Origin of the sequence: Pseudomonas sp. TH07 (genome assembly GCF_016651285.1) — a bacterium.
Lineage (GTDB): Bacteria > Pseudomonadota > Gammaproteobacteria > Pseudomonadales > Pseudomonadaceae > Aquipseudomonas.
Genome location: NZ_JAEKED010000001.1, coordinates 6,168,370 through 6,181,663, shown reverse-complemented (window position 1 = coordinate 6,181,663; position 13,294 = coordinate 6,168,370). Strand labels below are relative to the sequence as shown.

15 protein-coding genes are annotated in these 13,294 nt (G+C 65.1%); 7 read left to right on the top strand and 8 right to left on the bottom strand.

What is annotated here, in order from left to right; translation table 11 throughout:
• Nucleotides 1–2 precede the first annotated feature (2 nt).
• Genes JFU57_RS28220 through JFU57_RS28210 form a run of 3 tightly spaced genes read right to left on the bottom strand, consistent with a single transcriptional unit; the run spans nucleotide 3 to nucleotide 4,142 of the window.
• Nucleotides 3–1,580 carry a DHA2 family efflux MFS transporter permease subunit gene (locus JFU57_RS28220; RefSeq protein ID WP_078468614.1) on the bottom strand — a complete coding sequence of 526 codons (1,578 nt, stop codon included), beginning with the start codon at nucleotides 1,578–1,580 and terminating at the stop codon, nucleotides 3–5.
• The gene (locus JFU57_RS28215) at nucleotides 1,573–2,691 is read right to left on the bottom strand and encodes an HlyD family secretion protein (RefSeq protein ID WP_201131563.1); all 1,119 of its coding nucleotides are present in this window, start codon (nucleotides 2,689–2,691) and stop codon (nucleotides 1,573–1,575) included. Before JFU57_RS28215 ends, JFU57_RS28220 begins: the two co-directional genes overlap by 8 nt.
• On the bottom strand, nucleotides 2,688–4,142 hold the full coding sequence (locus tag JFU57_RS28210) for an efflux transporter outer membrane subunit (protein ID WP_201131562.1): 1,455 nt from the start codon (nucleotides 4,140–4,142) through the stop codon (nucleotides 2,688–2,690). The genes JFU57_RS28215 and JFU57_RS28210 overlap by 4 nt, the downstream gene beginning before the upstream one ends.
• 232 nt (nucleotides 4,143–4,374) lie before the next feature.
• Here JFU57_RS28210 and ykgO point away from each other — a divergent pair, with 232 nt between their 5' ends.
• Complete coding sequence (ykgO, locus tag JFU57_RS28205; RefSeq protein WP_020297337.1) at nucleotides 4,375–4,524, top strand: type B 50S ribosomal protein L36; 150 nt, start codon at nucleotides 4,375–4,377, stop codon at nucleotides 4,522–4,524.
• Between the two features lie 123 nt (nucleotides 4,525–4,647).
• The gene (locus tag JFU57_RS28200; RefSeq protein WP_201131561.1) at nucleotides 4,648–5,382 is read left to right on the top strand and encodes an HNH endonuclease; all 735 of its coding nucleotides are present in this window, start codon (nucleotides 4,648–4,650) and stop codon (nucleotides 5,380–5,382) included.
• 61 nt (nucleotides 5,383–5,443) lie between these two features.
• On the opposite strand, the gene JFU57_RS28195 is transcribed toward JFU57_RS28200, so the two are convergent.
• Nucleotides 5,444–6,157 carry a murein L,D-transpeptidase catalytic domain family protein gene (locus tag JFU57_RS28195; RefSeq protein ID WP_078468618.1) on the bottom strand — a complete coding sequence of 238 codons (714 nt, stop codon included), beginning with the start codon at nucleotides 6,155–6,157 and terminating at the stop codon, nucleotides 5,444–5,446.
• A 168-nt stretch (nucleotides 6,158–6,325) separates the two neighbouring features.
• On the opposite strand from JFU57_RS28195, the gene JFU57_RS28190 reads away from it, so the two are divergent.
• Both JFU57_RS28190 and JFU57_RS28185 read left to right on the top strand, forming a co-directional pair.
• Nucleotides 6,326–7,897: a L,D-transpeptidase family protein gene (locus JFU57_RS28190; RefSeq protein ID WP_201131560.1), complete on the top strand. Its 1,572-nt coding sequence runs from the start codon at nucleotides 6,326–6,328 to the stop codon at nucleotides 7,895–7,897.
• 88 nt (nucleotides 7,898–7,985) lie between these two features.
• Nucleotides 7,986–8,435 (top strand): hypothetical protein, encoded by a 450-nt coding sequence (locus JFU57_RS28185; RefSeq protein ID WP_078468620.1) that lies wholly within the window; start codon nucleotides 7,986–7,988, stop codon nucleotides 8,433–8,435.
• Between the two features lie 42 nt (nucleotides 8,436–8,477).
• Here the strand turns inward: JFU57_RS28185 and JFU57_RS28180 are convergent, their stop codons facing one another.
• Both JFU57_RS28180 and JFU57_RS28175 read right to left on the bottom strand, forming a co-directional pair.
• Entirely contained in the window at nucleotides 8,478–9,050 is a 573-nt protein-coding gene (locus JFU57_RS28180; protein WP_201131559.1) for a hypothetical protein, read from the bottom strand.
• A gap of 109 nt (nucleotides 9,051–9,159) precedes the next feature.
• Nucleotides 9,160–10,593 (bottom strand): MFS transporter, encoded by a 1,434-nt coding sequence (locus JFU57_RS28175; protein ID WP_201131558.1) that lies wholly within the window; start codon nucleotides 10,591–10,593, stop codon nucleotides 9,160–9,162.
• Between the two features lie 123 nt (nucleotides 10,594–10,716).
• Here JFU57_RS28175 and JFU57_RS28170 point away from each other — a divergent pair, with 123 nt between their 5' ends.
• The gene (locus JFU57_RS28170) at nucleotides 10,717–11,439 is read left to right on the top strand and encodes an ArsR/SmtB family transcription factor (protein WP_201131557.1); all 723 of its coding nucleotides are present in this window, start codon (nucleotides 10,717–10,719) and stop codon (nucleotides 11,437–11,439) included.
• 17 nt (nucleotides 11,440–11,456) lie between these two features.
• Here the strand turns inward: JFU57_RS28170 and JFU57_RS28165 are convergent, their stop codons facing one another.
• Complete coding sequence (locus JFU57_RS28165; RefSeq protein WP_153050169.1) at nucleotides 11,457–11,696, bottom strand: hypothetical protein; 240 nt, start codon at nucleotides 11,694–11,696, stop codon at nucleotides 11,457–11,459.
• A 200-nt stretch (nucleotides 11,697–11,896) separates the two neighbouring features.
• Here JFU57_RS28165 and JFU57_RS28160 point away from each other — a divergent pair, with 200 nt between their 5' ends.
• Both JFU57_RS28160 and JFU57_RS28155 read left to right on the top strand, forming a co-directional pair.
• Nucleotides 11,897–12,262: a hypothetical protein gene (locus tag JFU57_RS28160; protein ID WP_201131556.1), complete on the top strand. Its 366-nt coding sequence runs from the start codon at nucleotides 11,897–11,899 to the stop codon at nucleotides 12,260–12,262.
• 147 nt (nucleotides 12,263–12,409) lie between these two features.
• A complete protein-coding gene (locus tag JFU57_RS28155) occupies nucleotides 12,410–12,775 on the top strand; it encodes an outer membrane protein assembly factor BamE (protein ID WP_078468626.1) in 366 nt (121 codons plus the stop codon).
• 155 nt (nucleotides 12,776–12,930) lie between these two features.
• Here the strand turns inward: JFU57_RS28155 and JFU57_RS28150 are convergent, their stop codons facing one another.
• Nucleotides 12,931–13,170 (bottom strand): hypothetical protein, encoded by a 240-nt coding sequence (locus JFU57_RS28150; protein ID WP_020297345.1) that lies wholly within the window; start codon nucleotides 13,168–13,170, stop codon nucleotides 12,931–12,933.
• Nucleotides 13,171–13,294: the final 124 nt, after the last annotated feature.

Here is a 13,294-nt window from a genome sequence, read left to right as displayed (position 1 = left end):
CGTCACGACCGGCGCAGCACCAGCCCGGCCAGTACACAGGCCAGCATCGCCAGCCCGGCCAGGTAAAACGCATCGCTGTAGGCCATCAGCATCGCGTCGCGGTGCACCAGGCGCTCCATCAGCGCCAGGGCTTGCTGGCGCAAGGGGCCGGCGGCAGCGCCGTGCAGGGCGCTGGCGTAGTCCATCGGCACATGGCTGAGCATGCGCACCATGTCCACCAGCCGTTCCTGGGTCGCCTGGGCAAAGGGCGACACCGCCTCGCCGATGCGCTGGGCGTGAAGTTTTTCGCGCTCGACCACAATCTGGCTCGACAGCGCGATGCCAATCGCACCGCCGACGTTGCGCACCATCGAGAACAGGCCTGAGGCCGAACCCACCTGGTCTTTTTCCAGGCCCTGGATCGCCATCACCCCCAAGGCCACCACCACCAGCGACTGGCCGATGCCGCGCACCACCAGCGAGGGCACGATCACGTTGGCCGCGGCATCCGGGTTGAGGTGGATGTTCATCAGGCAGCCCAGGCCGGTGATGGCAAAGCCGAGGATGATGATGGTGCGGGCGCTGGTCCAGCGCATCAGGCGCGGGGTGGCGAATGACATGGCGAACTGGATCAGGCCGTAGGGGATCATCATCAGGCCGATCTGCCGCGCGTTGTAGCCGTGGATCTCGGCGAAGTAATTGGGCACCAGGAACACCACGCCGAACACCACCGCGCCGAAGGTGAATTGCATCAGGCTGGCCAGGCCGAAGTTGTAGCGGCCCAGCAGGCGCAGGTTGATCAGCGGGTGCTCGCGGCGCAGTTCGATGCAGACAAACGCCAGCAGCCCGATCACCGCCAGCGCCGCGCAGTTGGCAATGAAGGTCGAGGCGAACCAGTCGTTGCGACTGCCTTCCTCGAGCATGATCTGCAACGCCGAGAGCCCCACGGCCATGGTCGCGATACCGAACCAGTCGCCCTGGCGCAGCTTGTGCAGCATCACCGGCTGCGGCCGCACCGACCAGCCGATCGCCGCCAGCAGCAACAGCCCGGGCGGCACTTGCAGGTAGAAGATCCAGCGCCAGGAGTAGGCGTCGGTCAGCCAGCCCCCCAGGGACGGCCCGGCGGCCTGGGCGACATTGTTGGCCACGGCGAACAGGGCCATGCCCATGGGGTGCCGCGCGGCCGGCAGCTCGGTGACGATGAGCTGGAACGACAGCGGAATCAGCACCCCGCCGAAGGCGCCCTGCAGGGTGCGGGCGATGATCATGGTCTGGATGTTCGGCGCCAGGGAGCAGGCAATCGAGAACAGCACGAAGCCCGCGGTGCCGACCATCATCACCCGGCGCATGGAGAACACCGACACCAGCCAGCCGGTCATGGGGATGATGATGATTTCGGCCACCAGGTAGGCGGTGGTGATCCACGAGCCTTCCTCGAAGGTGGCGCCGAGGGAGCCGCGCACATCCGGCAGCGAGGCGTTGGTGACGTGCACATTCATCCCGGCCATGAAGCAGCCGACCACGCTGCCCAGCACCGCGACCCAGGTGCGCAGGGAAATGGCCGGCGCGGCCTCGCCAGTCTGCTGTCCAGGGTTACTCATGGTGGGTGTCCACGCTGACGATCACCGACATGCCGGGGCGCAGTTCAGCCGCGCGCGGCTGCCCCGGTTCCAGGCGGATGCGCACCGGCATGCGCTGCACGATCTTGGTGAAGTTGCCGGTGGCATTGTCCGGTGGCAGCAGGGCGAACTGGGCGCCGGACGCCGGGGCGAAACTGTCGACCCGGCCCTTGAGTTCCAGGCCGCCCAGCGCGTCCACTTCGATGTGGGCCGGTTGCCCGGGGCGCATGGCGTCGACTTGGGTTTCCTTGTAGTTGGCCACCACATAGGCCGCCTCGGGCACCACGGCCAGCAGCGGCGCCCCAGCCTCGACGTATTGACCGATGCGCAGGCTGCGCTGGCCGGCGGTGCCGTCGATCGGGCTGCGGATTTGCGTGTGTTGCAAGTCGATCCGGGCCAGTGCCAGCCGCGCCCGGGCCTGGGCCACCGCCGCTTGCGCCTTGTCGTGGCGAGCCTGGGCGAACTGCTGCTCGGTGTCGATGATCGCCACTTGTGCACGGCGCGCAGCCAAGGCAGCGCGGGCTGACGCCAGGGCGGCATCGGCCTTGCGGGTATCGGCCTGGGCACGCTCCAGCTGCTGGGCGCTGCTGACTTCCTGGGCTGCCAGGTGTCGCTGCCGGCGGTCTTCCTGGTTGGCCTGGCGCGACTCGGCTTCGGCGGCGCGGGCGCGGCCTTCGACTTCGGCAATCAGGCTTTGCTGCTGGCGCTGGCGTGCCGCCAGGTTGGCGATGCGCGCCTGTTGCGCGCGGGTTTCGGCCAGCGCTTCGTCGACGGCCGCCTGGGCCTGATCGACATGGGCCTGGTAATCCGGGTCTTCGATGCTGGCCAGCAGGTCGCCGGCTTTGAGTGCCTGGTTGTCCTGCACCCGGACCTCGGCCAGGTAGCCGGAGATCCGCGGGGCGACCGTGACAATGTCGGCTCGCAGGTAAGCATCGTCGGTCTCAATCTGGAAGCGTCCGTTGCGCCACCAGTGCACGCACCAGGCGACCAGCAGCAGGCCGGCCAGCACCGATGTGGCGTAAATCAGCACGCGGCGCCGGGTCATGGCGCGCGCGGGGGCCGCAGTCGAAGCGGGAGCGGGGGTATCGGTCATTGCGGGTACTCGCTTTCAGGCGGGGTGGAAGAGTGGCGGGCGAGCCGCGTGGCACGGGCGATCGGCGGCGCTTCACGCCAGCCGCCGCCCATGGCCTTGAACAGCAGCAACTGCGCGTCCATGACCTGGGCATCGGCGCCGGCCAGTTCGGCCTGGCGTTGCACGTCACGGCGCTGGGCCTTGAGGTATTGCTGGGCGGTGCTGGCGCCGGCGGCGCGGTCCAGGGCTGCCAGGCGCAGGCGTTCGGCGCTGTACTGCGCGGCCTGGCGCCAGGCCTGTTGCTGGCGCAGCGCGGCGTCGTAGTCGACCAGGGCCTGCTGCAACTCCTTGAGGGCCGCCAGCAGCGTGCCGTCGAAGCGTGCCAGGGCGGCGTTTTCCATGGCGCTGGCCTGGGCGATGCGGGCCCGGGCGCTGCTCAGGTTGGGAAAACTCCACGACAGCAGTGGCCCCAGGCTCCACACGGTGGCCCCGCTGTCGCCGTAACCGTCGGGGTGATGGGCGGAGTTGAGCACGTTGGCCCCCAGGGAAACCCGTGGGTAGAGGTCGGCCCTGGCCACGCCGATCCGCGCGGTGGCGGCGCCGAATTGGCGCTCGGCCTGGCGCACGTCGGGCCGCTGGCGCAGCACCGCCAGGCCATCCAGGCTTGGCATCGAGGCGGCCAGGGTCGGTGCGGCCTGACAGGCCAGCGCCTGGGAAGGCGCCGCGCCAGGCGGGCGGCCCATCAGCAACGCCAGTTCGCCCAGCGCGCGCTGCCGCCCGGCCTCCAGCGCCGGTACGCGGGCTTGCAACTGGCCGACCCGCTCCTGGGCCCGGGCCACTTCCAGCGCGCTGCCTGCACCGGCGCTGTGCAGGCTCGACGCCAGGGCCTGGCTGCGTTCGGCCAGGCTCAGGGCGTGCCGGGCGATGCTGGCGCGCCGGGCGTAGTTGCAGGCATCGAGCCAGGCGCCGGTGGTCTGTGCGGCCACCAGCACCCGCAGCCCGTCGGCGGCGGCCTGGGCGGATTCGGCGTCGGCCTGGGCCGCGCGGCTCAAGGATTGCAAACGGCCGAAAAGGTCGAGTTCCCAGGCCACCGCCAGACCCAGGTGATAGCGGCTGCCGGTGCGAATGTGCGAGCTCTGGTTGAGTGCCGCTTCCAGTTGATCGTCCGCCGAGCTGCCATAACCGGCATCGGCGCTGAAGGCGGTTTGCGGTTGGCCCTGGGCGTCGGCCTCCTGCAGCAATGCGCGGGCTTGCAGCAGGTTCGCCGCCGCCACTTGCAAGTCCCGGTTGTGAATCAGCGCCTGCTCCACGGCGGCGTTCAGCGCCGGGTCGCGATACAGGGTCCACCACTGGTCCGGGAGTGGGCTGTTGACGCTGGTGGCGGCAGGGCTGGCTGGGGGCTCGCTCCAGCTGGCGCAGCCATTGAGCGTCGCAAAAAACAAGGCCAGCAGCGACCGTCGATAGAGATCCATGGGGCGCACTCTTGTAAGGGGTGCGGCCACTCTAGAGAGCCGGTCAATCGACCGTCTAACGTGAACTTCCAATCATTTATCTTGAAATGGACATTCTGTGGCCGAGGCCGAGGCGCGTGCCAACGCAAAGGTGTAGGGCTGATGGGGGTTTCAACTCAGGAGTTGATAATTATTCTTATTACTGATTATGATATGTTATTACATATTTTTAAGCCCCCTCAGGAGCCTCACCATGAAAGTGCTTTCATCTCTCAAAGAAGCCAAGAATCGTCACCGCGACTGCCAGATCGTCAAGCGTCGCGGGAGGATCTACGTGATCTGCAAATCCAACCCGCGCTTCAAGGCGCGCCAGGGCGGGGCGAAAAACAAGAACAAAGGCTGAGCCGCGATCGGCCCCTGGCATTCGCCCTGGGTCAACGCTCCCTGCTCAATGCCTCACGGGCTGCTTTCTCGGGGCGCTGGCTTGTCGTATGTTTGCGGGCTGTTTCCGACATGGAGGTTTCCCGTGAGCAAATACCAGCCCCTTGGCGATTACTTCAACGCCCTGCGCACCGACTCAGTGACCCTGACCTTCACCGAGATCGAGAACATGCTGGGTTTCGAATTGCCGGACTACACCCAGACCCATACCGCCTGGATCAATGACCCGCAGCGGCCTCAGGCCAAGCAATGGCTGGACGCAGGCTTTCTTAAAGATCGAGTGGATTTTACCCGCCGCGAGGTGTCGTTTTTCCGGGCCCAGCCCCGGATACCGAGCCCGGAGCAAGCCGAGCAGGCAGCGGCCGCCGAGGACATCCGTGACCAGGCCCTGGCTGATGAGCAGCAGCGTCAGATCGAACAGGACCCCAGTCTTAGCGCCACTGAGAAACAGCGCCTGATCCGCTCCCGCATCGGCCAGGACCTGTTTCGCCAGCGAGCGCTCCAGATCGAGCCGCGCTGCCGGCTTACCGGGGTGAGCGCGAAAAACTTCCTTATCGCCAGCCATATCAAGCCCTGGAAAGACTGCAATAACACCGAGCGTCTCGACGGCAATAACGGGCTGATGCTCGCCCCCCACGTCGACCGGCTATTTGACCGGGGCTGGATTTCGTTCGAAGACAGCGGTGAGTTGCGGGTGTCGGCCCAGGCCGCTGAAGTGCTGGGCGCCTGGCACTTGCATGGCGACCTCACGCCTACGCCGTTCAATCCCCAGCAGGCGGTTTACCTGGCCTACCACCGGCGCGAGGTATTCAAGCCCTGAGGACGTCCAGTCGTAAAAAAGCCCTGGCACTGCAGGGCTTTTTTGTGGGCGCGCCGGTGGCTCAACCGCCTTTGGCACTGACGATGCTCGCCACCTGGCGTGGCTGGCAGTTGAGGTAGGCCGAGGACTTGAGCCAACGCTGGTCGGGGTACCAGGAAAACATGAACTGGCCGTCCTTGAGCTTGTCGATAACCTGGCGGGCCACTTGCGGGCGCACCGCCGGGCAACCCTGGCTACGGCCGATGCGGCCCTGGCGCTGGCTCCAGAGCGGGTTCACGTAGTCGGCGGCATGAATCACGATGTCGCGATCACGGGCCCGGTCGTTGAACCCCGGTTCCAGGCCGTCCATGCGCAGCGAATAACCGTGGCTGCCTTCATAGCTTTCCTGGGTGCGGAACAGGCCCAGGCTGGACTGATAACTGCCCAGGCGATTGGAAAACTGCGTGGCGAAATTTTCCCCGGACTTCTGCCCATGGGCCACCAGGTCGCGCAGCACCAGAGTCTTTTTACGCAGGTCGAAGATCCACAGGCGGCGTGCCGTGGACGGTTGCGAGTAGTCGATGACGGCCAGGTGCCGGGCTTGGCGGGCACCGCTGTTGACCGCGCACTGCATGGCGCTCAGGGCGCTTTTGAGGGCCTGTGGATTGAGTTCCGGGGCGGCGTGGGCGAGGCTGTTGAACATCATCGGGCTTGGGGTGCCGACGGCGAACGCGGGGCTGCAGATGGCCCCCAGGGTCGTCGCTGCCAGGCCCAGGCGGCGCAGAAAAATCAGCATGGGAAGCGGTCTGTATAGCGGTCGGTAAAAAGAGTCCCTACCATTGCGTTGGCTCCTGACATTCTGTGGTTCCCCCGCCAGCGCTTGCTACGCTTGGCCTGCTGGTTCGCGGCAACGGTTGCCGAGGTTGATCCGTCCTATGACGGCCATGGATTTGGAGTAAAGCAGTTGTTCAAAAAAACCGCATGTTACTTGAGCCTTTGCCTGCTCGCTGCACCATTGGTCGCGACCGCCGACGAACCGATAGTCGATCCGACCAGCCCTGTGCAGTCGGCATTCACCCAGTTATCCCTCGCGTGCCCGGCCCTGGCTGTGCAGATGGACGGGCCGACCCGAAGCCTGTTGCAGGCGTTTTACCAGCAACACAATGACCTTGAAATCTGGTCCGCCGACGGACGCGTGGCGGCCTTGCAGGCACAACTGAAGCAGTTGGCCGATGACGGACTCGACCCGGCCAGCTACCCGTTGCCGGCCGATGCGGCGACCCCCGGCGCGTGGTGTGCCGAACTCGATACCAGCCGGCAATATCTCAAGGCCCTGCAGGACCTGCACTACGGCCGTTTGTCGCAGGCGCGTTTCGAGCCGCTGTGGCACGCCAGCCAGGCGCCCGCCGAGCGTGAGGCCGAGCTCCTGGCGCTGGCTGCTCCGGGGCTTGCGGACCTTGCCAGCGCATTCCAGCAGGCGCGCCCGGGCATCGAGCTTTATCAGCGCCTGCGCCAGCTGTATGCCGAGCAGCGCCAACTGCCGCTGCCCCAGTGGCAGCCCCTGGCCAGCGGGCCGTTGTTGCGCCCGGACATGCAGGACGCGCGGGTTCCCGCGTTGGCCCAGCGGCTGTTCAGCGAAGGCTACCTGAGCAGCCCCCTGGCCACGGACGATAACGCCTATGGGCCGGAGCTGGTAAACGCGGTCAAGAGTTTCCAGCTCAATCATTCGCTGCAGGCCGACGGGGTGGTCGGGCAGGGCACCTTGAATGAGCTGAACATCAGCCCGGCCGTGCGCCGTGGGCAATTGCGGGTCAACCTCGAGCGGTTTCGCTGGCTGGCCCAGGACCTGGAGCCCACCAGCCTGCTGGTGAACGTCGCCGCGGCGCAGTTGAGCGTGTACCAGGATGGCGTGCCGGTATGGCAGACCCGGACCCAGGTCGGACGGGCCGAGCGCCAGACACCGCTACTCAAGTCCCGGGTTACGCGCCTGACCCTGAACCCGACCTGGACCGTGCCGCCGACCATTTTGCGTGAAGACAAGCTGCCGCAGATCCGTCGCGACCAGACCTTCCTCAGCCGGCAGAACCTGCAGGTGCTGGACAGCGAAGGGCACCCCCTGGCCGCGGACCAGATCGACTGGGACAACCCGGGCAATATCCTCTTGCGCCAGGACGCCGGGCCGGGCAACCCGCTGGGGAAAATGGCGGTGCGCTTTCCCAACCCGTTTTCGGTGTACTTGCACGACACCCCGAGCCAGGCACTGTTCAGCAAAGGGCCGCGGGCCTTCAGCTCGGGCTGTGTGCGGGTCGAGCAGGTCATGCAGTTGCGTGATTGGCTGCTGAGCCCGGCCGAACGGGCGCGTACCGATGAGTTGCTGGCGACCGGCCTGACTCATGAGTTCCGCCTGGCCAAGCCGGTGCCGATACTGCTCACCTATTGGACGGCGCAGGCCGACAGCTATGGCCAACTGCTGTATGCCCCGGATATCTACGGGCGGGATGCGGCGCTGCTGGCGGCCCTGGGCGGTAAACCCTGAAGGCTCAACTTGCGGAGCGGGGTTGATAACGGGTGTAATGTTGTTTTGGCATCACCCAGTCAATTCATCGCTTCGCAAGGAAACGGACATGAAATTATTTGCACCGACGCTTCTCCTTTTGGTCTGCGCGTCGGCCAGTGCCGCAACAGGGGAGTGGCAATCGGGTTGGGGTCAGGGCAAGACAGAGTTTTTCGCGGGGGATGAAAGCACCAGTTACTTGAACTTTGCCTGTGACGCCGACGATGAAATGAGCCCGGTCAGCGGCTCGGCAACCATCGCCGGCCAATCGTTCTACTCCCACAACGACAAGGGTGGTTTCGACGTGATCGTCGACGGCGTCGAGTACAGCAACCCGTTCTACGTTGAGTGCAATGCGTGCTCGGGGTACTTCCCGGAGTTCTGGGCGGCCATGCGCAAGGCGAAAAAGATCGAGCTCAAGGCCGGCGCCCTGACCAGCTCGGTGCCGACCAAAGGCCTGAGCAAACTGCTCAAACCCTACAACTCGAAAGAAAACCCATGTGGCACCGGGGCCTGGTAATTCCCCCCGAAGCTGATCAGCCCCGCCTAAGTGCGGGGCTTTTTATTGCTCGGCGTCGCACTCGACATCGCCCGCGCCCATATGCTCGAAACCCGTCAGCGTGATCGAGGTCGAGCCCGGTGAACCATCACCCGGGAGCGATGCGGGCGACGACTCGATGTGCGCGGTCATGATGTTTTCCGGCAGGCCGCCTTCGGGTGGTGCGGAGCCTTCGGTATCGGGCAAGCCAAAGGCCTGGCGCACCTGGGCGGCGTCGAGTGTGCCCTTGAGGGTCAGGGTCAGTTGCTGCAACTCCCCGTGTTCCCAGGTCAGCTCGACGTCCGTCGCCAGCGGGTGGACCCTGCTGGCCAGGCGCGCGGGAAACGCCGGACCTTCGTCGTAGCGATCAGTGTCGTGGCACGGGTCGGTCGGCGCCTGATAATGGCTCAAGGCGCAATTGAAGCGCGGGTTGCGGTGGCCCAGGGTCTTCTCCAGGTAACAGCCCAATTCGCCGGAACTCATGCGTGGCCAGGCCAGCACATTGAGGTTCGGTGCCTGCAACTCGGCTCCCGGAGCCTGGCCGGCAAAGGCCAGTAGCAAGCCGAGAAGCATGAGGCGGGGGTGGCGGTTGTGCATTTTTCGGGTACCTGGACGAGGGGCTGGGCGGTGGCCAAAAGCAGGCGAGACGATACGCGAGTCCTGAGGGCTCGGTCAGCTCCCCCGAAGACAAAATACGCATCCGCCCTTATCGAGGGCGTCGCCGTGGCTGCGCCGCCCGCGCCATGACCTTGCCCCAGACCAGCGCCGCGAAAAGCGAAAGCCCCGCCGCGGCCCACAGTGCCGCCGACAGGCCGGTCGTAAAGGATGGAAGAGCCGTCGCCAGCGAACCGAAGATCGCGACGCCCAGGGCTGCCCCGGTTTGCCGCGCAGTGTTCAAGGTCGCGGCTGCCACGCCGGCCGCCTGGGGCGCCACGGCCTCCATGGCAGGCGCGGTGGCCGCCGGCGAAATGAAGCCCGAGGCCAGGCCGATGGCGATCATCGAGAGCAGGTTCAGCAGGCTTCCCCCCTGCATCAACCCCAGCGCCCCCATGGCATACAGCACAAACGCCGCGCACATCGGCCAGCGCGTACCGCAGGCCCGAACGACGCGGTGCGAGAGCAGGCTGGCCAGCGCGACCATTGCGGTCAATGGCACAAAGGCCAGCCCGGCGTGCAGCGGCGAATAGCCCCGGATTTGCTGGAAGTCGAGGCTGGTGACAAAGAACAGGCCGTAAAACACCAGGGCCGACAGCGCGGACACCAGGGTCGAGCCGGCGAATATCGGTTGCCGAAACAGCGCCAGTGGCAGCATGGCATGGGGCGAACGGGCCTCGATCCAGACAAAGGCCAGGCCGGCCACGAGGGCAATTGCCGCGCCCGAGAGCATCAGGGGCGACGTCCAGCCTAGCGCCTGGCCTTCAATCAACACCCCGATCAGCGCGGCCAGGGCAACACTGGCAGCGAGCTGGCCCGGCCAGTCGAAGCGCACGTTCTGCGGCGCCTGCGGATCGGCCAGCAGGCGCCAGGCCAGTACCCCGCCACATACGCCCAGGGGCAGGTTGACGAAGAAAATACTGCGCCACCCCAGCCACTGGGTCAGCGCCCCGCCAATCAGCGGTCCGGCCGCCATCGCAATACCGCCGCAACTGGCCCATAGGCCGATGGCGCGCGCCCGTTGTTTTGGGTCGGGGCAGGCTTGATGAATCAACTTTAGGGAGCAAGGCACCAGCAGCGCCGCGCCAAGGCCTTGGGCGACACGCGCGGCGATCAGCATCCCCGGGCTTGCGGCAACCCCGCAGGCCAGCGAGGCGCAAGTGAATAGCAGCAGCCCGACCAGGTACAGCTTGCGCGCGCCCCAGCGATCACCCAGGGCGCCACCCGTCAGCAGGGCGCTGGCGAATGCCAGGGTGTAGGCACTGATGACCCACTGCAAGCCGCTGACCGTCACGTCGAGCCCGAGCGCCATGCGTTGCAGGGCGACGTTGACCACCGAGGTGTCGAGCATGATCAGCGCGTAGCTGAGGCTGGTGGCCAGCAACACCTGGCGCTGCTGGGCAGGCACGGGGATGGCGGTCTGTATTGCGGACGCAGGCGTATGGCGCGCGCGGTGCAGGAGCGGGGTATCAGTCGGGGCAACCATGGGCAGGATCCGGTACGGGGGGGCGGCTTGCAGTCTAAGTACCCAGGACTGCCGGACGTTTCGTCACGCATCGAAGTGTCCGGGCAGGGTTCGGGCTACCATGGCCACCCCTGGAGACCAACCATGCCTGTGAACCCGACCCTTGCTTCCACTGCCTTCCTGATGGCCGACCCGGCCCGTGCGGCCATGCTGATGGCGTTGGTGGGCGGGCAGGCGCTCCCGGCTGGCGAGTTGGCCTATGTGGCGGGCATCACCGCGCAGACTGCCAGCAGCCACCTGGCCAAGCTGCTGGGCGGAGGTTTGCTGGCGGTCGAGACCCAGGGGCGGCATCGCCTGTTTCGCCTGGCCAGTCCCGAAGTGGCCATCGCCCTGGAAAGCCTGGCGGCGATCACCCCGGTCCGCGACATCCGTTCGCTCGCCCCGGGGCGCCACGCCCGAGACCTGGGTTTTGCCCGCTGTTGCTACGATCACCTGGCGGGGCAGTTGGGCGTCGCCATGACCCAGGCGTTGCAGGCGCGAGGGGGCATCGAACCCGCACCCGACCAGCAGTTCCTGATCACCGCTTCAGGCCAGGCCTGGTTGGCCGAATTGGGGCTGGACGTCACGCAGGTCAAAGCCAGCCGCCGTGGCCTGGCTCGGCAATGCCTGGATTGGACCGAGCGCGAACACCACCTGGCCGGGCCGCTCGGGGTGCAGTTGCTGAACCTGCTGTGCGCCAGGGGCTGGCTGCGCCGGGTGAAAGCCTCCCGGGCGATCCAGGTCACGCCCGAGGGCTGGGTCGGGTTGAAGGAGCAGTTCGGAGTCGATCAACAATCCCTTGAGACTCCGCGGCTGCCTGCGGATTGAACCTGCTCCGGCTGGGTTTATTCGCTGAATTGGAAGTCGAGCCAGCGATCCAGTTCGTTGAGGGTGTGGTGAGGCCTGTCAGGGATTCTCTCGAGTTTTGCGGCGATTATGTCTCGGTTTGAATCAGACAGCTCATAGCCGCGGGTTCTAAGGAAGTAATCGATGTAGTCCTCTATTTCCAGTGCCTCGGTGGATGAAACGAACACCTTGAAGAGCGCGCCCTGGTATTGCTTGCCATCGTCACGATTCCCGCCCAACACATCACCTCTAGGTTCTTGAAAGGGAAGTCGATTCCCTGTTTTAAGTATAGATCTGCTGCGAATCCGCCAAGGGGCCGGGCCGGTAAAAGTGGACGCTGGATCCGCCATTTCATAGGGGGCAAAGCTGTACCTGGAAATGGCTTAAGATCAGCGACCGCTGGAATGACTCCTCTCGATCAAAACAGGACGCGACTTCTATGGATAACGCCTTTTCTCAACTCGGCGAACGTTTGCACAACCGCCGGTTTTCGGTGGCGGACAACACCCAGGGGCTCTCCGGGGCCGGCACGGTGTTTCATTACCTGGTCGAGGGCAACGCCATTTCGAGCACTTACCAGGGCGGCCGGATCCACCTGGGGCATCAGGTCGGACGTGTGACCGGCCCGGATACCCTTGAACTTCTCTTTCATTGCCTGACGACGGAGGGCGAGATTCTGGCCGGCTGGTCCCGGGGGACGGTCGGCGTTGATCAGGCCGGGCGCACCACGCTGGCCTTCACCTGGGGTTGGTTGTCGGGCGCGACGGGAGGAGGGGAGTCCAGCTACGTGGAGCTGCTTCCCTAGCGGCTGAAAAACGCCTGAGCACTCAGGCGTCAGCAACAAGGGGGCACCCGGGGAGTAGTACATTTGTGCTATTGGGGCAACTGGCCAGCCTGCTTAGACTTCCGGCCAGTCTCAAAGGTCGAGACTATCCCCTTCAAGGATCTGTAAATGAAAAAGTGCATCACCCTTGCTGTGCTCGTTTCTGCCTCACTGTTGTTGCACGGCTGCGCCGCCCTGGACTACAACTCCGGGACGCAGGTGTCGTCGCAGCAACTTGCCCAGTTCCAGAAAGGCAAGACTACTCAGCAGCAAGTGACTGCCGCCATTGGCCATCCACCGAAGAAGTCTGAAGTGGGTGGCAAGGAAATCTGGACTTATCCCTACACCAAAATCGCGGCCCTTCCGTTTGCCCCCAACGTCAACGAGAGCACCATTTTCGAATGGTCGTCCAAAGGCGTGCTGCTGGACGTCTACAAGGGCGGTGGCACGCCAGGTCAGTCGGGCAACGCGCTGTTGGATGCAGCCGGGATGTAATAGCTTGCGCCACAACAAAAAGCCCAGCTTATCGCTGGGCTTTTTGCATCCAGGGCCGGTGCCTGTGACTTCCGAGATTCACCCTCGGGCGTTGCGCCAGGCTTCCTTCTGCCATCAGCAAAGCGTGGCGCGACTCGAGGCCCCGCCACTCCTGCTTACTTCTTCTTGGCCTGGGCCTCTGCGGCAAGGCACTCAAGGGCAAACTGCTCGGTGTACGTCATCTGAATGGCACTGGTCTCGCCCTTGACGGTCCTTTCGCCATCCAGGATGTAGCGAATGCGCTTGTCGGTCACGCCAATACGTTTCGCGATCCATGAAGGGGTCTGGCCGATGCGCGAAATCAGCTTGTCGGCATAGTCGGTGGAAGGGTTATAGCGCTCTGCGTTGGGTGTCATGTGACGTCCGGATAAAGGTGGGTCTGTGATGCGTTGGTGGATACGGGACACGGTGCGCCATTTTCCGGGTGATGTCGCGGTTTGAATGGAATGACGCCACGGGTTGTGTGTCGATAATGGCTTG